We start from the raw sequence: 17,859 nt of genomic DNA, 5'->3' as shown, positions 1-17,859 counted from the left end.
CGCCCGATCCCCCGACGACCACGCCAACGCGGGACACGCAGGGACCGCACCGGACGGACGGGCCGGCGGCCTCGGCTATACCGGGCCCAGTTCCTCGTAGATGCTGAGGACCTGGGCGATGGTTTCGCGTTCGCCGGGCCATGTGGCGGCCTGGAGCGGGCCCGCGGCCGCGAGTTCGCTGCGGCGGTCCGGGTCGGCGAGCAGCGCGGTGACGGAGCCGGCCAGGGCCTCGGCGTCGCCGTACGGCACCAGTACCGCCGCCTCGCCGACGAGTTCGGGCACTCCCCCGACCGCCGTCGCCACCAGCGGCACCCCGCTGCGCAGCGCCTCCTGGGCGACCAGCGCCCGCGCCTCCCACCGGCTGGGCAGCACCACCACGTCCGCCGCGCCCAACAGGTCGGCCACATCCGACCGATGCCCGAGCAACCGAACCGGCAACGACTCGGCGTCGATGCGTTCCTGAAGGGTCTCGCGCAACGGCCCGTCCCCGGCGACCACCACCAACGGCGCCGGCCGGACCTCGCCCCACTCCCGCGCCGCGTCCAGCAACACCGGATACGCCTTCTGCTCCGCCAACCGGCCCACCGCGACCACCAACGGCCGATCCCCCGCCGCGAATTCGTCCCGCACCGCGACCCGGTCCCGCGATGCCGGCGGCAACGGCGGCGCCGACACCGGCCCGAGCCGCGCGTCCCGCGCCCCCAACTGCCGCGCCCGGTCCACCAGATCGGCCGACGCGCCCAGGACCACGTCGGCCGCCCGTACCGCGCGCCCCTCCAACACCCGGGTCAGCGCACCCTTCGCACCGCCCGCCAACACCGCGTTGTGCAGCGTCAACACCAACGGCGTACGCCGCACCCGATGCCGGCCGAGCGCATTGCCCGCCACCAACCCGGCGCGCAGCCCGTGCGCGTGCACCACGTGCGCGTGCGCGCACGCCGTCCGCAACTCGCGCGCCGCGCCCCGGTCCGACGGCCGAGGCGCGGCCGGGATCTCCACCGCCCGAAACCGCGCGCCGGTGCCCGCGAAGTCGAAGTGCTCCTCGGTCGAAGCCGGCCCGCAAACCGTCACCGCGACCCCACGCCCGACCAGTCCGGCCGCCAGCGAGCGCACGTGCGCGCCGATCCCGCCGGTGGACGTGGCCAGTACCAGGACGGCCCGCAGCCGGGCCGGCTCGGTACGCTCCCGCGACTCAGTCGTCGTGTCCACGTCGCTGCTCCCCTTCCGTTTCGGCCGTCCGCCGCCCGGGCAACGCCGCCTTCACGGCCTCGCCGACGGTGGCGAGGACGACTCCCGCGAACACCAGGGTGCCCACGATGGCGGCAACCGTCGCGATGATCAACGTAAAGACGATGCCCCCGGTGCCCGATGCCCGCGACACCCCGAATCCGACCAGGCCGCCGGCCGCCGCACCGGCCACCGCCGCGATCGCCGCCCGGCCCATCGCCCGAACCGGCAGTGCCCGGGGCCCGGCCGTCCTGGCGACGGGATACGCCAGCAGCAGACCCGCCACCGTCATCCCGATCGAGTTGCCCAGCCCGAGCGCGGCCACCGTCCAGCGCGCGGGCAGCACGTACGCGAGGATCACATCGGCGACCACCACCACACACCAGCCGACCACCACACACCCCGCGGCGGCCCGCCCGTGCCCGGACGCGTTCAACACCCGGCCCAGGTGCGCGACCAGCGCATACCCGATCAGCCCGGGGGCGAACGCGGCCAGCGCCCACGCCATCTGGTCCGCCCCGGTGGATCCGGCCATGAACAGCGCGAAGAAGCGCCCCACCGGCGCCGCGGCGGCCAGGAGCAGCATGGTGCCCGCCGCGCCGACCAGGAGCACCGTCCGGGTGGTCGCCGCCACGGCGTCGGCGAACGCGTCCCGGTCGCCGTCGTGCGCGTGCGCGCTCAGGCGCGGGAAGGCGGCGGTGGCGATCGGCACGGCCAGGACCGCGTACGGCAGCAGGTACACCATCCAGGTCGTCTGGTACACCACGAGCGACCCGTGTGTCCCGCGCCCGTTGGCGAGCAGGATCACCGCGATCGTCGCGGCCTGCTGGGCGACCAGCGTGGCGACGCCGGCCAGCGCGAGGGTGCGCACCCGGCGTCCCACCCCGTCCGGAAACCGCAACGTCGGACGCAGCCGCAGCCCGGTGGACCGCAGCGGCACGACGGTGACGAGCGCCAGCGCCAACACGCCCGCCGTCGTCCCCAGGGACAGCGTCAGCTCGGCGCCGCGCGGCAGGTGCGCGAGGTCGTCGAGGTCGACGTCGTACCGGTTCGCGAAGAGCAGATAGGTGCCGGCCACCACGAGGCTGGACACCAGCGGCGCGAGCGTGCCGGCGAGAAAGCGCCGATGCGCCTGGAGGATGCCGCCGGCGACCACGGCGACCCCGTACAGCAGCACCTGCGGCACGAACACGAGCAACATCCGCGCGGCCACGTCCACCGCCCCGGGCCCGTCGGCCTTCCCGGCCAGCAGCACCTCGGCGATCGGCCGCGCCAGCAACGCCCCCAGCAGCACGATCGGCGTCAGGACCAGCACGACCCAGGTCAGCAGCGCGGACGCGATCCGCCCGGCGTCCTCGCGAGCGCCCCGGGCCACCGGGCCGGCCAGTACCGGCACCACGACGCTCGCGAGCGCCCCGCCGGCGACGATCTCGAAGACGATGTTGGGAACGGAGTTGACGGTGCTGTACGCGGTCCCGAGACCGGTGTCGCCCACGGTCCCGGAGAACACCAACTGCCGCCCGAACCCGGCCAACCGCGCGAACACGGTGACCAGCCCCATCAACGCGGCGGCCCCGGCCAGCCCCCGAACCGCCCGCGTGGCGCCGGAGCCGCCCACCACCGGAACGTCGTCGCGAGGGGCGGTCACCGGCGGCCGACCGAGCCGGTCGGGGGGCGATGGTGGGTACGGCCGATCATCATGCCGACGCGACGGGCCCCTCGACACTCGACTGCCCAGGCACCACGCCGGCGTCGGCGACCGCGCCGGAGTCCGTGATCGCCGCGCCGGCCTCCCTGGCCGGCTTCGACCCCGTACCCGCTTCCGTGGCCGCGCCGGCGTCGGCCTTCGTGGCCGCACCGGCGTCCACGACCGACCCGGACCCGGCGCTGGCGGCCGACCCCGAGGCCGACTCCGCATCCGACCCAGCGTCCGCCTCCGCGTCCGTGGTGGACGCCGACGCGGTGCCCGCAGCGGACCCCGGCACCGACCCCGCGCCGGCCTGCGTGGCCGACCCCGCGTTCGCGGCCGCCACCGGTCGCCGGCCCAGCATGTCGATCGTGTTCAGCGCTCGGTTGCCCGCGATGACCTTCGTGAAGCTGACCCGCTCGCTCGCCGCCGTCAGGCCGACCAGCACCGCCGCCTTCGTCAGCAGCCCCGTCCGGGACGCGCCCGCCGCCAGGGCCACCCCGAGCGCCGCGCCCAGCGCGTTCGCGCCCGCGTCGCCGAGCATCGCCTTCTCGCCCAGGTCCTCGGGCAGCAGCGCCGCCGCCGCGCCCACCGGCGCCGCCGCCAGAGCCGCCGCCGCGCCGCCCCGTACCAGCCCCGGCGTACCCGCGATCAGCACCGCCTTGGCCGCCCGCCCCGGACGCAGGTCGAACAGATTGATCAGATTCGCGGTCCCGGCCACCACCACCGCGGCCAGCACCCGGTCCACCGGATGCCGCTGCACCAGCACGCCCGCCGCCAGTCCGGCCGCGCCCAGCCCCACGATCTTGACGCCCCCGCTGGTCACTTCGCCCTTGGCGAGCGCCCCGAGGTGGCCCTTGAAACCGCGCCGGTCGGTCGACCCGGCCAGGTCGTCGTACGTCCCGAACCCGGCTCCCGCGACCGCCGCCAACGCACTCGCCGCCCGCCACCGCCCCGGCACGCCCGGAGCGCACCCGGCGGCCACGGTCGCGCCGATCGCCGCGGCCGGCCCCTCCAGCAGGGTCAGCGTCTCGCCCCGGTGGTTGCGCCGCTCCCAGAGGGCGGCGCCGCCCGGGGCGCGGCGGGTCAGCGCGGCGTACGCGGTCCGGGCCGCGCCGGTCGCGGCCAGGGCCGTCACCAGCCGACCGGCTCGACCCCGACGGGGCACGGCACCCCCCGTCGCAGTGCTGGGCGTCACGGCGGCCTTCGTCACGGCGTCTCCTTCTTCGGCAGTTCCGGCAGCGGACCGTCGGTGGTGCCCGTCGTCCCGTACTGTCCCGAAATACCCTGCTTGTCCTCGACCACCAGGGACCACACGACCGCGACCTGACCCACGGGCGTATCGGCGGTGTCCACAGTGGAAACGGCCTTGGCGGTCTGATCGTTACGGCGCAGCGCCCAGATCACACCGTTCTCCTGCGCGGCGGACGCGGTGCCGGCCATGACCGTCCCGTTGTCGCCGCCGTCCAGCGCCCGGGCGAGCGCGAGGTAGGCGTTGTTCGTCCGCCCCGGGTCCTCGCCGGAGGTGACTCCCGAGGGCGCGATCACCACGACCAGGTCGGCGCCGAGGGCCGGATTGTCCTTGACGTCGATGAAGCCGGCTTCCTTGAGCCTGGTCAGCGCCTCGTTCGCGGCCTGCGTGTTGTGCGTGCCGGACGTGGTGGTGCCCGTCCCGGGCGTCTGGCCCGTGTTCGCCCCGCCGGCGGGCGGCGCCGAGGTGGCCCCGGGTCCCGAGGGCGCGCCCGACCCGGTCGTGCCCGTCGCGGGCGTCCCGGAGGCCGGCGCCCCCGTGGACGGCGTCCCGGACGCGGGGGGCGTGGTCGAGCCGCCCGGCGTCCCGCCCTGTACCGGCGGCGTCCTCTCGGTGATCGCCCCCGCCAGCACCTTCGCGGCCCGCTCGGTCGCCGGCCCGGTCGAAAACGCGAGCCCGTTCGCGCCGAGCGCGCCGACCAGTTCGTTCTCCCGCTTGGGGTCGGTCCACTGCCCCTTCACCGACACCTGGCCGGTGACCGTCGCGGAGGCCCCGTCGAGCAGCTTGACCGTGCCGTCCACCAGCTTGGTGTCCGCGCCCGGCAGCGAGACCACGACCGCCTTGTGCCCGGCGAGCCGGCCCTTGGTCAGCTCGGGACCGACCGTGCCCATGATGCCGTTGAGGTACCGCTGACCGGCGTTCGCCCGGTCGACTTCGCGACGCAGCCCTTCGTTGTTCCGGGCGAGGTCCTGAACCGACTGGTCGAGCCCGGAGACGGCGGCCTCCTTGAGGAAGGACGCGCCGAGTACGAGCCCGACCGACAGGGCCAGGAAGACCGCGATGATGGAGACGACGTGGTATCTGAAGTCGATCAACTGAACAGTCCCTGGAGCCAGTAGACGAAGGCGTCCCACTGTGCCCCGAACACGTGGAAGTACGCGCGCCCGAGCGGGGTCACCCGCACGGTCACCGCGATCGTGATCAGCGCGGCGAGGCACAGCATGAGCAGCGAAGTCGTGGAGATGCGGCTGCGGTACAGACGGCTGACGCCCTTGGCGTCCACGAGCTTGCCGCCGACCCGCAACCGGGTGAGGAAGGTGCTCGCCATGCCGGCCCGGCCCTTGTCCAGGAACTCGACGAGCGTGAGGTGCGTACCGACCGCGACGATCAGGCTGGCGCCGCCGTCGTCGGCGAGCAACATCGCGATGTCCTCGCTGGTCCCGGTGGCGGGGAAGGCGATGCCGTCCACGCCCAGTTCGTCGAGGCGTTCCATCCCGGGGGCGCGGCCGTCGCGGTACGCGTGCACGATGATCTCCGCGCCGCAGCGCAGCGCCTGGTCGGAGACCGAGTCCATGTCGCCGACGATCATGTCCGGCTTGTAGCCGGCCTGGAGCAGCGCGTCGGCGCCGCCGTCGACACCGATCATCACCGGGCGGTACTCGCGGATATAGGGGCGCAGCGCGGCGATGTCCTCGCGGTAGTGGTAGCCGCGCACCACGATGAGCACTTGGCGGCCGTCGACCCGGGTGCGGATCTCGGGAACACCGACGCCGTCGAGGAGCAGTTCGCGCTCCTCGCGGATGTACTTGAGGGTGTTCTCGGCGAACGCCTCGATCTGCTCGGACAGCCCGGCCCGGGCCTTCTCCATCGCGGCGGCCACGGAATCCGCGTCGAGCAGCGTGCCGACGGCGATCGGGTCGTCGCCGCGATAGAGGACGTTGTCCTCCACCCGGACCAGCTCGCCCTCGCGGATCCGGTCGAGCACACTGCCGCCGACCTCGTCCAGGAGCGGTACGCCGGCCTCCACGAGCAGTTGCGGCCCGATATTGGGGTAGCGCCCGCTGATGCTGGCGGCGGCGTTGACCACGGCGGCCGGGCGGCACTTGACCAGCGCCTCGGCGGCGACCCGGTCGAGGTCGACGTGGTCGATGATCGCGATGTCGCCGGGGCGGAGCCGCTTGGTGAGGTCCTTGGTACGCCGATCGACCCGGGCGAACGAGCCGGTGTCCTCGGTGTGCCGTCGACGACGAAGCGTGGGGATCCTCACCGGCGCAATCCTGCCATGCACGAAATTCTCCGGCGGCCTCCGCCCGCCGTGGAAAAGGTCCTGCGGGGCTGGGGTGACGGCTCCGCCGCGCTCGTCGATCCCCGGTCGACGATCACGCCGTGGGCGCTGACGCGCCTACGGGTGGCCGAATACGCAGCGGCCGGGGGCGGTGCGGGAGGCTGGTCGAAGCAGGAGACTCGCGGCCCGGCGCGATCCGGCGCGGACGCACGGGCGGGAAATCGGAGCGGGGCTGTTACATAGGGCATCCCCGCTCCGGGAGGTCCCGGTCGGCGGCGGCGAGGGCGAATCCGGCCAAAGCCGCAATCGCGGCCCTGGCCCGACGGTGGGGCGGCAGGCGCGACGGGGCCGGGCAGCCCGCGCCCGAGCCGGCGCGGCTCGGGGTGCGAGGCGCCCGGGCGCACCCGGCACCACCACCCCGTTCGTGTCCTGCCGGCGCGAGGGCTGTGGTCATGGAAGCCCCGGCACTCACCGACCCGACCGCTCAGGCCCCACCGCCACACAACCTCCGCGAACACCTCGCCTGGTTCGCGGTCGCCGCCTGCTTCCCCCCGCCTGGCCCTCAAGCTGCTCTGGGTGCTCGGCGTCGACGTCGGCGTCGTCCACCCCGACGAGCTCGACCGGGGCCGAGGAATCGCCGCCAACGCCCTCACCTTCACCCACCACGGACGGCATCGCCGCGCTGATCGCCTACACGCCGGCCCGCCCCCGCGAGGTCCACGTCCGGGCCTGGGCCGATCCTGCTGCCGCTGTAGGTCGCGTCGGGCCTGCTCGTGGTGATCATGCGTGAGTCGACCGAGCCCGCGCGAGCGTCAGACGGGCCGGCGCAGGCTCCCGTACGGGCGATACGCACGCGTCCCGAGCGGTCGAACGTCCGAGGGCGCGGGGGCCGGGGTGGACGCGGGCACGGCCCGGAACGCCTCGTACGCCCGCTCGTCGACCCACTCGGTGTAGGCCAGTCCCCGGGTGCCGCCGAGGTCGAGGTGCACATGCGTGGCGACGCGGCCCGGGACCGGAGCCCGCCCGTCGTCCGCCGCCGCGAGGGCCCGTTCGACCCATCGACGGGCCGCCGGCGCGTCGTCCGCCTCGATCTCCTCGACCTCCACCAGCACGGGCTCACCCGGGAGTTCGGACCGCGCCGCGCTGCCGACGAGGCGATAGCGGATCAGGCCCGGACGTTCGATCCCGGGCACCACCTCGTCGATGTTTCGCACCATCCCCGGCCGGGTGGTCCGGACGAACGCCCGGTGATCCTCGTCGTTCGTCCACTGCGCGTAGTTGAGGACCCGTCCGCCATCGACGCTCAGCAGACAGCTCAGCGTGAGAAACCCGTCCGGCCAGGGCACCCCCTCCCATTCGCCGAGCGTCGCCTCCGCGGCGGCCCGCTGCCGCTCCGGCGTACCCACGATCCAGGGACTGACGAGGATCGTCCCGACATCGGCCCGTCGAACCTCGGGCAGAGAGCGACGATCGTGACGATTGTGGCGCGACGACGCGGTCATGGATGCTCCTTCGAGGCGGAGGACAAGGCCACGCCACCTTGCAACTTCAACCGCACTTGAGGTCAACTCCCCACCGCCCTCGGGGTCCTCGATTCGATCCGGGGTGTCGGGGTCGGGGGGTGGCCTGGCAACCTTGGTGGATAACCGGGACGCCCGGCGTGAGGAGGACCGGATGGCAAAGTCCTTGCGGGACGAGATGGGCCCGGAACGATTCGACGCGGCAATGGCCGAGGGCGTCCGCAAGGCCGTCGCGGAGCTGCACGCGCTGGGCCTGCCCGGGATCGGCGGCGAGAACGGACGCGTCTACAAGCAGTACGCGGACGGCACCCGGGTGTACCTCGACGAAGAGGACCCGAACACACGCGAGTACCGAATCTTCGCCGACGGCACCAAGGTGTACGTCGACGAGATGGAGGCGTGACCTCGGCGCCCGGAGGCGGGGCGAGTCGCGAACAACGAGTCGCACCGCCACCGAGCGCGTCCCGGGACGCAGAAGCGTTATCGGGCCGGGCCGGCCGAGAGTGCCGAACTCGCCCCCCTCTCCGGGCCGTCGTCGACCCACGGCCCCCTACCCGTCGGGTCGTCGACCAGAGCGCAGGGCGCGACCGGGCCGTCGGCGAGCCGGAAGGTATTGGTGCTGCCGGAGCTGTCCGCGTTGTGAACCCGACGGCCGTCGCGGTCACCCGCGTCGGGCAGGTCCTTCGCCGAAACCTTCGTAAGGGTCGCGGTGATCACCAACGTGGCCCCGGAAGGCATCAGTTCCGGGCGAATCTCCGTCCACCCCTGGGAGTAGAAGTCCAACTCCTCGTCTGTCAGCAGTCGTCCTTCCGGGGAGGGCAGCCAGTGGTACAGCGCATCCATGCCGCCGTCGGGGAGGCGATGCTCGGTATACCGCCCCGGTGCACACTGCTTGCCGTACGGCACGTAGTCGACCACCGCCCGCACGCCCAGATCCCGTAGTCGCTGCTCCAACCCCTTCGGATTGCGGAACTCGTCGACCTTGAACAGGATCCCGCCGTCCGGCCGCTTCACCACCTCGAACGGTCGCGCCTCCGCCGAGCCACCACTGAGCATCGGCGCGCCGACCCCGATGCCCGCCGCGAGTACCACCGAGGCCGCCAGCCCGTACCCGATCCGGCGGCGTCGCGAGGTCGCCCGCCGCACCGGCTGCGCCGGTTCGACCGCCGGCACGCCACCACCGGCCGCCAGGGACTTCAGTTCTTCCAGCGCCCGTTCCTCGAACCCGATCATGCCTTCGCCTCCGCCCGCACCTGTGCTGCCGTCCGGATGCCGCGGGGCAAATCCGCGGCCGGCGCCCCCAGTTCCTTCATGAGCCGCCGCCGGGCCCGGTGCAGACGTATCGATCGTGACGAGTTCACCCCACATACCCACAAGCGGTTGGTTCAAGTCCAGCCGCACCAACGACCAAGGCGGCATGTGTGTGGAAGCTGCTCATGCCCCGGACCAGTCAATGGCCATACGCGACTCGAAGGACCCCTCCCGCGGCGCTTTCCTCTTCCACGCCCGTCCCTGGGAAGCTTTCCTCGACTCCGTGAAACGTCAAAGCTAGGCCACACCACGCCGCTCCTTGGCCCGCCTCCAACCGTGAGGCGGGCCGCAGGCGTTCCGCGGTGTGCCCGCGCAACTCGCCATGATCGCCAACGATAAGCTGCCCCCACTGTGCGGGCTCGGGGTTCGCCCGGGCACCAGAAGGAGCACCAACCGCATGATGGGACCGGCCCATTCGCTGTCCGGAGCCTGCGCCTGGATGGCCGTCGGAGCCGCCGCCGACGCCTACGGCCAACCGATGCCCTGGCCCGTCCTCGTGGTAGGCGGCCTGATCTGCGCCGGCGCCGCCCTGGGGCCGGACCTGGACCACAAGGCCGCCACCGTCTCCCGCTCCTTCGGCCCGATATCCATGGTCCTGTGCGGCGTGGTGGACGCCCTCGCGAGCGCCACGTACAGGGCTACCCGCATGAAGGGCGACCCCCGCCGCAACGGCGGCCACCGCACGCTCACCCACACCTGGGTCTGGGCCGGACTCGTCGGCCTCGCCGCCTCCGCGATCTGCGCCTACGGCGGCCGGTGGGGCGTCCTGGGCGTACTGTTCGTGCACATGGTCCTGGCCATCGAAGGACTCCTGTGGCGCGCCGCCCGCCTGCACAGCGACATCCTGGTCTGGCTGCTCGGCGGCACCAGCACCTGGATGCTGGTCGAAATCCTCAACCGCCCCGGCAACGGCTCCGATTGGTTCTTCACCGGACCCGGCCAGGAGTACTGGTGGGTCGGCCTCCCGATCGCCCTCGGCGCCCTCACCCACTGCATCGGCGACGCACTCACCGTCTCCGGCTGCCCGATCCTGTGGCCGATCCCCATAGGCCGCAAGCGCTGGTACCCCCTCGGCCCCCCGAAGTCCATGCGCTTCCGCGCCGGTGCCAAGGTCGAGGTCAAGGTCCTGATGCCCCTGTTCATGGGCGCCGGCGGCCTCGGCGCGGTGGCCGCCCTCGGCTACCTGGGCTGACGACCCACCGCGTGCGCCCTCTTCCGAGCCACTGGAGACCTCATCGAAGGCTCCGGAGGCCGCACACCGGTATCCCGATCCCGATGGACCGCGCCGGGACGGCCGGCGTCTGGTGAGCCCGCCGGGCCGGCCGTCCCGGCACCGTGGCGACGGCTCAGTACCCGGCCGGGGCCGGCCACCGCCGTTCCACCCCGGCGGCCTCCAACTCGGCGGCGAACTCGGCGAACAACGCGGAATCTTCGCGCACCGCCTGTGGCTCGACGCCCCGCCGCAGGCAATACGCCGTCAGGTGCCCGGCCACCTCCCCCACGTTCCACTCGACCGGGTGCAGCCGGTAGCACCCGTTCGAGATGTGCGTGGTCCCGATGTTCTTGCCAGCCGGCAGCAGGTTCCGCATCCGGATCGGCAGCAGCGCGCCCAAGGGGATCTCGAACGGCATGCTGGCCACGTCGATGTAGTTGTCGCCGCCGGTCGACGGATGCAGATCGATCCGGTACGCGCCCACCCCCACCGAGTCCGGGAAGTGGTGAATGGCGTCCCCGCCCAGGACGTCCCGAGACACGTGCTGCTCCGTCACCGTGGTCACCGCCCGGATCCGCCGCGACTCGCGCACGTACGCCGACTTGGCCAACCCGTCGGCCGTGCCCACCACATCGTGCCGCAGCCGCAGTCCGGGATACCCCCGGCCGCCGTCCGGACGCGGCGCCTCGGTCTGGAGCCAGTACAGCACCGACAACGACAACTGCTTCGCCTCGCGGTGCGCGGCGGCGGCCTCGTCGGCGCCGACCTCGATGATCGGCCGCAACCAGTAGTCGTTCAACGGCCAGTTCACGAGTGTGATGTCCGAGTCGACCGCGCCCGGCTCGAACACCCCCTTGGCCAGGATGCGTCGGAACAACCACAGGTCGTCGCCGCCCGCGTTGGCACTCTGGTCGGCGGTGATCGCCAGCGGATCGCCCGCCGGATTCGGAACGAACGTGCGGGCCTCGGGCTTCAACGTGCGCGGATCCGGCGCGAGGAAGCCCAGCAGCGGCCCCGGCCAGAAGTCCGGCCGGTACGAGCGCCAGAAGTCGTAGTCGGCGGGCCGGTCGATCACGTGGTTCTCGCCCTCGTGGTGCGAGACGGCGAAGCAGTAGGTGATGCCCTGCATGTTCAGCGGCTGGTATTCGGCCGGCGCGCTCGGTTCGCCGTATTCCGCCCGGGACTCGGCACCGGTCACGTACTCCGCCTTCGCCAGTGGCAGCAACTCGCCGGTCTCGGTGGCGTCCAGGACGAAGTCCGCGGTGACGGTGTGCGACTCCTCGGTCCGCAGACCCCACAGGGTCACCCCGGACACCCGGTCGCCCTCGGTGAACACCTCGGCGGGTACGTGCTCCAGGAGAATGCGCAACCGCCCGGACGCCAGATGCGGGGCCACCATTGCCTGCAGCACGGCCAGGGCGACGCGCGGTTCGTGGCAGAGCTTGCTCACATAGCCGGCCCCAGGGTTGAGATCACGCCGCCGCGCCGCCGCGCCGGTCAGCGGATACCAGGTCCGGTAGTGGTCGCGGATCGCGGTGCGCAGTTCGCGATAGGTCGCGGTGGCGCCGTAGCTCTCGATCCAGGGATGCTCGTCCGGCGGCACCGCCTGTGCGGTGAGTTGACCGCCGATCCAGTCGGTCTCCTCGGTGAGCACGACCGTACGGCCCGCCCGGCACGCGGCCAACGCCGCGGCGACGCCGCCCAGTCCGCCGCCGACGACGAGTATCTCGGTGCTGATTTCGGACATGCTGAAGCCTTCCGTGAACGGATTCGGTGGGGACTTGCGACGGAGCAGCGAACTCAGCGAACCTGTGCCGCTGTTCGCCCGACCTCCAGCTCACAACCCATCAACTGATGCCTGATCAGGCGCTCGTCGCCCGCGATCAACCCCGTCAGCAGCCGCACCGCCGCCGCGCCCATCTCCCGGCGCGGCACCACGAATCCGGTCAGCGCCGGCGGTCCGTGCTCGGCGTTCTCGGGGGCGCCGAGGGTGGCCAGGGACAGGTCGTCGGGGAAGCGGTATCCCGCGTCCGAGGCGGCGGCCAGCAGCGCCCGATGCGCCGCGTCGGTATCCGTGGCCTCGGTGACGATCGCGGTCACGCCCCGCTCGGACCAGCCGCGCAGCCGATCGGTGGTCAGATCGGAGCCGTCCGTACGGACCACGGCGCCCTCGTCGAGCGCGAGCCCGCACTCGGCCATCCCCCGCCGAAAGCCCGCCTCGCGGTCCACGGCGCTGATCGCGTCGTCGAGTTCGCGCACGTACAGGATGTCCCGATGGCCCAGCTCGGCCAGGTGACGCACGACCTCCGCCGTCGCCGTCACGTAGTCCGCGCCGACATACGGCAGCCGGTCGCCGAAGTCGTCGTGTCGACCGAGGTAGACCACCGGCAGATCGGTGGCCAGGAGCCGGTCCATCTCCCGGATCGGCAGATGCCGACCCATGAACAGGCAGCCGTCGGCAAGCCGGACCCGGTTCAGCACCTCGGCGTGCGGCCGTTCGCCGGTCACGCTGGAGGCGATGAACATCAGCAGGTCGTAGCCCTGAATCGCGGACTCCTGCTCGATGCCGACCAGGAACGGGTGGTAGGCGTGGGACATTTCGGTGGGGAAGGTCGCGGTGAACGTGTACAGCCCGAGCAGGTTGTTCTGCCCGGCGGCCAGTCGCTTCGCTATCGGGTCGGGCACGTAGCCGAGTTGTTCGGCGGCGGCCATCACCTTGCGTCGCGTCTCGTCGGCGATGCCCACCGCCGCCGAACCGCCGCTGAGGATCAGGGACACCGTCGGCTGCGAGACGCCGGCCAGGCGGGCGATGTCCGCCTGGCGGGGCCGGTTCGTCCGCGAACCGGCCGGCCGCCCGGGCCCGCCGCTCGGCTTCATGTCATCCTCCAAGTGCCCGGCACCAACTGCCGCCTAATACGCATCAGATCGGAATGGAAATCGAGTATATCCAGTAACGGTGCGTGATTCACGGAGCTTCCAACCCACCGTCGGGCCGCCGCACGCGGGCCGCCCAACGCTCGTGCAGGTGGGCCTGCGGCGGGTACTTCGCCGCCTGGGCCTCGTCCAGATCGACGCCCCAGCCGGGCCGGTCCGAGGGGACGAGATAGCCGTCCACCGTGCGCGGCGTACCGGGGAAGACCTCGTGCACCCGTTCGGGGTAGACGTGTTGCTCCTGGATGCCGAAGGCGGGACTGGTCACGTCCAGCGTCAGGTTGACCGCCGCGCCGACGGGCGACACGTCCGGCGGACCGTGCCACGCGGTACGCACCCCGGTCAGCTCGCACAGCGTGGCCAGCTTGCGGGCCGGCGTCAACCCGCCCACCGCCGAGACGTGCACGCGCAGATAGTCGACGCCGCCGGCGGTGACCAGGCGCGTGGCGTCGGTCATCGAGGTCACCAACTCGCCCGACGCGATCGGCATCGGCGCCGCGGCGCGCACCTCCGGCAGCCGGTCGAAGTGCTCCGGCGCGAGCGGATCCTCCAGGAAGAAGAGCCGGTACGGCTCCAGCGAACGGGCCAGCCCCACGGCCTCTTTCGGAGTCAGCCGGTTGTGCGCGTCGTGCAACAGACCGAGTTCGTCGCCCAATACCTCCCTGGCCCGCTCGAACAGGCGCGGCGTGGTGCGGAGATAGTGGCCGACGTCCCAGCCGTCCGGGTACGGGCTGCCCGGATAGCCGCCCGGCGTGCCCTCGGCGCCGTACGTACCGAGCCCCGGGCCGCCGCACTGCAACCGCACGTGCCGGTAACCCTGTTCGGCCAGCGCCGCGGCCCGCTCGATCGACTCCTCCACGCTGCCGCCCCGGGCACCGGTGTACACCGCCGCGCCGCCGCGCACCCGCCCGCCGAGCAGTTCGTACACCGGCACACCCAACCGTTTGCCGGCGATGTCCCACAACGCCTGGTCGATGCCGGACAGCGCGTTGTTGTGGACGGGCCCGCCGCGCCAGTAGGACGAGAAGTGCAGCAGTCGAAAGACGTCCTCGATGTCGGCCGGATGCCGACCGACCACCATCGGCCCCAGATGTTGCTCGACCGCCGCGGTCACCGCGTGGAATCGCTGGGTGAAGGTGGCACAACCGAGCCCGTACAGCCCGGGTTCGGAGGTATCGACCCGCACCACCACGAGCGGCACCCCGCCGGGCGCGGTCACCACGGCCCGCACCGAGGTGATCCGCAGCGAGTCCCGCGCGGCCCAGGGGGCCTGGGTCTCGGGCATCGCGGCCGGCGGTATCGGGGTCTCCGGCTCGGTCATGGGTGACGCTCCTGGGAAAGCGGGTTCGGGTACGGACGAGGCGCCTCGGGCGGCCCCACGAGGAGATCCGGGTCGGACGGGTCGAACCCTGCCGGCGGATACGGATACCGCGCCGTGAAGCCGAGCAGCGCCCGGCCCGGAGCCAGGTCGATCGGCACCGTACGGCCGGGAAATTCCGCCCGGCGGGGCACGTCCGGCAGATACACGGCGAGCAGGTCCGCGGTGGGCGCGGCCATCAACGTGTCCGGTGCCGCCACGAACAGCACCGGCGCGCCCGTCACCGCCGGCGCGGTCAGCCCCAGGACGCAGGCCCGTGCCGCGTCGCGCAGGTCGAGGTAACTCCACACCTCCGACGCACCGAGCGCCGGATCCGCCGCCAACCGGGACGCGTGCGCGGCCAGTCGGTCCGCGTCGCCGAGGAACGGCAGACGCAGCGCCACCGCCGTCATGCCGTACCGCCGATGCATCATCGCGGCGGTGGCCTCGTCGACCTGCTTGGACAGCGCGTACGGATCCTCGATCCGCAGCGGCAACGCCGTGTCGAACGGCAGGTACGCCGGCCGTGGCCGTGGCGTGGAGCGGGCGAACGGCAGCCCGGTCACGGACAGGCTGCTCGCCACCACCGTGCGCCGCACCCCCACCCGACCGGCCTCGTTCAACACCACGAACGTGGCCTGCGTGTTCGTCGCGAACACCACCTCGGGAGGGGCCACTTCGGGCGAAGCGAGTGCGGCCAGGTGGATCACCGCGTCGACCCCGCGAAGCGCGTCCGCCACCACCTCCGGATCCCGCGCGTCACCAACCACGACCCGATCGGCTTGCAACGCCCCGCCGCCCACGCCGTCCTCGACGACCAGCGCGGTCACCGGCACGCCGCGATCGGCCAGTTCGGCCAGTACAGCCGTGCCGAGGCGCCCGGCGGCCCCGGTCACCAGAACTCGCCTCACCAGGGCACCCCCGTTCGCGCCGTGGGCCGACCCACGCCGGCGTCGCGCATGGCGACGCCGGGGTGTGCGTCGGCGCCAGGGGGCACATCGGCGCCGGGGTGCGCGCCGGCGCCCGGGCGCGCGATCACCCGAAGCCCGCCTCCACGCACGACGGCCCCGGCCCTCCCGAGCCCCCGCGCCACCGAACCACGCCCCACCGACCCGCTCCCCGTCGACCCACGTCCACCGATCCCGCGCGCCACGCGCAACCCCCTCACTTCAACCCCGTGAACGCGATCCCGCGCACGATCTGCCGCTGGAAGACCAGGAACACCACCACCGGTGGGATGATCGCGATCAGCATGCCCGCGATCAGCAGGCTCTGGTTCGAGGTGTCCGCCAGCCTCGGCAACGCCACCGCGAGCGGCTGCTTTTCCGTGTCGGTGATGGCGATCATCGGCCACAGGAAGTCCTTCCACGCGTTCATCACCGCGAGCAGCGACACCACGGCCAGGATCGGCCGCGACATCGGCAGCACGATCCGGGTCAGGATCCGCCACGGGCCGGCGCCATCCAGGCGGGCCGCCTCCAGGAGTTCCTTCGGGATGCCGTCGAAGAACTGCTTCATCAGCAGCACGTTGAACGCGTGCGCGCCCGCCGGCAACCACACCGCCATCGGCGTGTTGGCGATCGAGCCGCCCGTGAGCGGCAGGTCCTGGATGGTCAGGTAGAGCGAGACCATCGACACCGTGCCCGGCAGGAACAGCGTGGCCAGCACCGCCGCATACACATACTTGCCGTAGAACGGCCGCAGCACGGACAGCGCATAGGCCCCGGTCACCGCCACGAACAACTGCACGAACCACGAACCGCCCACCAGCACCACGGTGTTGGTCAGATAGCGGCCGAGGTCCAGACTCGTCCACGCGGTCGAGATGTTCGACCAGTGCACCTCCTCGGGCCACAGCGCCAACGGATGCCGCAGCGAGTCCTGGGTCGAGGAGATCGAACCCTTGAACACCCAATAGATCGGACCGGCCCCCTCGATGATCAGGGCCGCGATCAACAGCAGTTGGGTGGTCCCGAGTCCGAACCGGGTGATCGGCCGTCGGCGTTCGGCCTCGGACATCACACCCCTACCGCCGGCACCGGTACTCATTTCGTCCCCCATGCGCGGGTGAGCCGCAGATAGATCGCCGACAGGACCGCGAGCACGGCGGCCAGGCTCACGCTCAGCGCCGCCGCCGCGCCGTAGTCGCCGCTGACGAACGCGTATCGATAGATGAGCAGAAGCACGGTGACCGTGGAATCCTCGGGCCCGCCGTCCGTCAGCACGAAGGGCTCGGTGAACACCTGGAAGGTGTTGATCACCTGAAGCAGCATCATGATGAGCAGCACCGGACGCATGTGCGGCAACGTGACGTGCCACAACCGCCGTCGCACCGAGGCACCGTCGAGTTCGGCGGCCTCGTACAACTCGGTCGGCACGCTCGCCAACGCCGCGAGGTAGATCAACACCGCTCCGCCCGCGCCCGCCCAGGTCGCCTCCACCACCAGGCTCGCCATCGCGGTATCGGCGGACTGCAACCACGGGTACGGGCCCAGGCCGACCTTGCCCAACACCTCGTTGAACAGGCCCGAGTCCGGGTCGTAGAACCACTTCCACATCAGCACCGCCACCACCGGCGGCACCGCCACCGGCAGGTACACCAGCACCCGCATCAGCCCCGCTCCGCGCCGCAGTTCGGACATCAGCACGGCCAGGAACAGCGGCAGCGGGAAGCCGATCAGCAGCGCCAGACCGGTGAACACGAGGGTGTTCGTGACCGCCTTGCCCAACAGCGGGTCGTCCAGCAGGGTTTGGTAGTTGTCGAACCCGACCCACGTGGCCGGTTCGACCAGGTTCGTCTGCTGGAAACTCAGCAGCAGGCTACGGATGATCGGCCACCACGAGAACAGGCCGAACACCAACACCGTCGGCAACAGGAACAGCGCCGGCACCAGATGGCGGGCGCCGCCGCGCCACCGCGCGCTCCGGGACCCGGGTCCGCTCGGACGAACCGCCGCCGACGCCACGACCTGGGCGCTCTCCCGAGGGAGGGTCGGCGTACTCACGACGGCCCCTCGACTCCGCGCGGCAGGGCAAGCCGCGCCCCGGACCGCCGGCCGACCCGCGCCCCGCGCCGC

Annotated in this window: 16 protein-coding genes; 3 read left to right on the top strand and 13 right to left on the bottom strand. The window is 72.3% G+C overall.

Annotation, left to right across the window (positions count from 1 at the left end; all coding sequences use genetic code 11):
- Window positions 1-75 precede the first annotated feature (75 nt).
- The 6 genes from B4N89_RS23530 to B4N89_RS23505 form a co-directional block, all read right to left on the bottom strand.
- Entirely contained in the window at window positions 76-1,209 is a 1,134-nt protein-coding gene (locus B4N89_RS23530; RefSeq protein ID WP_078977795.1) for a glycosyltransferase family 4 protein, read from the bottom strand.
- Window positions 1,193-2,875: a murein biosynthesis integral membrane protein MurJ gene (murJ, locus tag B4N89_RS23525; protein ID WP_161500793.1), complete on the bottom strand. Its 1,683-nt coding sequence runs from the start codon at window positions 2,873-2,875 to the stop codon at window positions 1,193-1,195. The genes B4N89_RS23530 and murJ overlap by 17 nt, the downstream gene beginning before the upstream one ends.
- A 49-nt stretch (window positions 2,876-2,924) precedes the next feature.
- On the bottom strand, window positions 2,925-4,127 hold the full coding sequence (locus B4N89_RS51595) for a hypothetical protein (protein WP_161500792.1): 1,203 nt from the start codon (window positions 4,125-4,127) through the stop codon (window positions 2,925-2,927).
- Window positions 4,124-5,260 carry a copper transporter gene (locus B4N89_RS23515; RefSeq protein WP_161500791.1) on the bottom strand — a complete coding sequence of 379 codons (1,137 nt, stop codon included), beginning with the start codon at window positions 5,258-5,260 and terminating at the stop codon, window positions 4,124-4,126. Before B4N89_RS23515 ends, B4N89_RS51595 begins: the two co-directional genes overlap by 4 nt.
- Window positions 5,257-6,432: a putative cytokinetic ring protein SteA gene (gene steA, locus B4N89_RS23510; protein ID WP_078977792.1), complete on the bottom strand. Its 1,176-nt coding sequence runs from the start codon at window positions 6,430-6,432 to the stop codon at window positions 5,257-5,259. Before steA ends, B4N89_RS23515 begins: the two co-directional genes overlap by 4 nt.
- Window positions 6,433-7,262: 830 nt before the next feature.
- Window positions 7,263-7,952, bottom strand: a complete 690-nt coding sequence (locus B4N89_RS23505) for an antibiotic biosynthesis monooxygenase (protein WP_078977791.1) — start codon at window positions 7,950-7,952, stop codon at window positions 7,263-7,265.
- 172 nt (window positions 7,953-8,124) lie between these two features.
- Between B4N89_RS23505 and B4N89_RS23500 the strand changes: the two genes are divergently transcribed.
- Window positions 8,125-8,373 carry a hypothetical protein gene (locus tag B4N89_RS23500; protein WP_143658062.1) on the top strand — a complete coding sequence of 83 codons (249 nt, stop codon included), beginning with the start codon at window positions 8,125-8,127 and terminating at the stop codon, window positions 8,371-8,373.
- Between the two features lie 77 nt (window positions 8,374-8,450).
- Here B4N89_RS23500 and B4N89_RS23495 read toward each other — a convergent pair whose 3' ends face one another.
- On the bottom strand, window positions 8,451-9,203 hold the full coding sequence (locus B4N89_RS23495; RefSeq protein ID WP_078977789.1) for a hypothetical protein: 753 nt from the start codon (window positions 9,201-9,203) through the stop codon (window positions 8,451-8,453).
- 115 nt (window positions 9,204-9,318) lie between these two features.
- On the opposite strand from B4N89_RS23495, the gene B4N89_RS23490 reads away from it, so the two are divergent.
- Together B4N89_RS23490 and B4N89_RS23485 are read left to right on the top strand one after the other, a co-directional pair.
- Window positions 9,319-9,522, top strand: coding sequence for a DUF397 domain-containing protein (locus B4N89_RS23490; protein WP_078977788.1), 204 nt, complete (start codon window positions 9,319-9,321; stop codon window positions 9,520-9,522).
- 156 nt (window positions 9,523-9,678) lie between these two features.
- Window positions 9,679-10,473, top strand: coding sequence for a metal-dependent hydrolase (locus tag B4N89_RS23485; protein WP_078977787.1), 795 nt, complete (start codon window positions 9,679-9,681; stop codon window positions 10,471-10,473).
- Window positions 10,474-10,627: 154 nt separating this feature from the next.
- Here the strand turns inward: B4N89_RS23485 and B4N89_RS23475 are convergent, their stop codons facing one another.
- The 6 genes from B4N89_RS23475 to B4N89_RS23450 form a co-directional block, all read right to left on the bottom strand.
- Window positions 10,628-12,241 carry an FAD-dependent oxidoreductase gene (locus tag B4N89_RS23475; RefSeq protein WP_078977785.1) on the bottom strand — a complete coding sequence of 538 codons (1,614 nt, stop codon included), beginning with the start codon at window positions 12,239-12,241 and terminating at the stop codon, window positions 10,628-10,630.
- A gap of 53 nt (window positions 12,242-12,294) precedes the next feature.
- Window positions 12,295-13,371, bottom strand: a complete 1,077-nt coding sequence (locus tag B4N89_RS23470) for a LacI family DNA-binding transcriptional regulator (RefSeq protein ID WP_235618745.1) — start codon at window positions 13,369-13,371, stop codon at window positions 12,295-12,297.
- An 88-nt stretch (window positions 13,372-13,459) separates the two neighbouring features.
- Entirely contained in the window at window positions 13,460-14,746 is a 1,287-nt protein-coding gene (locus B4N89_RS23465; RefSeq protein WP_235618744.1) for an enolase C-terminal domain-like protein, read from the bottom strand.
- Complete coding sequence (locus B4N89_RS23460) at window positions 14,743-15,693, bottom strand: NAD-dependent epimerase/dehydratase family protein (RefSeq protein WP_235618743.1); 951 nt, start codon at window positions 15,691-15,693, stop codon at window positions 14,743-14,745. The genes B4N89_RS23465 and B4N89_RS23460 overlap by 4 nt, the downstream gene beginning before the upstream one ends.
- A 253-nt stretch (window positions 15,694-15,946) precedes the next feature.
- Window positions 15,947-16,831, bottom strand: coding sequence for a carbohydrate ABC transporter permease (locus B4N89_RS23455; protein WP_235618742.1), 885 nt, complete (start codon window positions 16,829-16,831; stop codon window positions 15,947-15,949).
- Window positions 16,828-17,787 (bottom strand): carbohydrate ABC transporter permease, encoded by a 960-nt coding sequence (locus B4N89_RS23450; protein WP_201260887.1) that lies wholly within the window; start codon window positions 17,785-17,787, stop codon window positions 16,828-16,830. Before B4N89_RS23450 ends, B4N89_RS23455 begins: the two co-directional genes overlap by 4 nt.
- Window positions 17,788-17,859: the final 72 nt, after the last annotated feature.

It is taken from the genome of Embleya scabrispora (genome assembly GCF_002024165.1).
Classification (GTDB): Bacteria; Actinomycetota; Actinomycetes; order Streptomycetales; family Streptomycetaceae; genus Embleya; species Embleya scabrispora_A.
This window is presented reverse-complemented; position numbering and strand designations above follow the sequence as displayed.

Bases quoted from the DNA above. Each gene is read 5' to 3' on its own strand.
- B4N89_RS23500 (WP_143658062.1), top strand. From the start codon at position 8,125: ATGGCAAAGTCCTTGCGGGACGAGATGGGCCCGGAACGATTCGACGCG.
- B4N89_RS23470 (WP_235618745.1), bottom strand. From the start codon at position 13,371: ATGAAGCCGAGCGGCGGGCCCGGGCGGCCGGCCGGTTCGCGGACGAAC.
- B4N89_RS23455 (WP_235618742.1), bottom strand. From the start codon at position 16,831: ATGAGTACCGGTGCCGGCGGTAGGGGTGTGATGTCCGAGGCCGAACGC.
- B4N89_RS23465 (WP_235618744.1), bottom strand. From the start codon at position 14,746: ATGACCGAGCCGGAGACCCCGATACCGCCGGCCGCGATGCCCGAGACC.
- B4N89_RS23505 (WP_078977791.1), bottom strand. From the start codon at position 7,952: ATGACCGCGTCGTCGCGCCACAATCGTCACGATCGTCGCTCTCTGCCC.
- B4N89_RS23475 (WP_078977785.1), bottom strand. From the start codon at position 12,241: ATGTCCGAAATCAGCACCGAGATACTCGTCGTCGGCGGCGGACTGGGC.
- B4N89_RS23485 (WP_078977787.1), top strand. From the start codon at position 9,679: ATGATGGGACCGGCCCATTCGCTGTCCGGAGCCTGCGCCTGGATGGCC.
- B4N89_RS23495 (WP_078977789.1), bottom strand. From the start codon at position 9,203: ATGATCGGGTTCGAGGAACGGGCGCTGGAAGAACTGAAGTCCCTGGCG.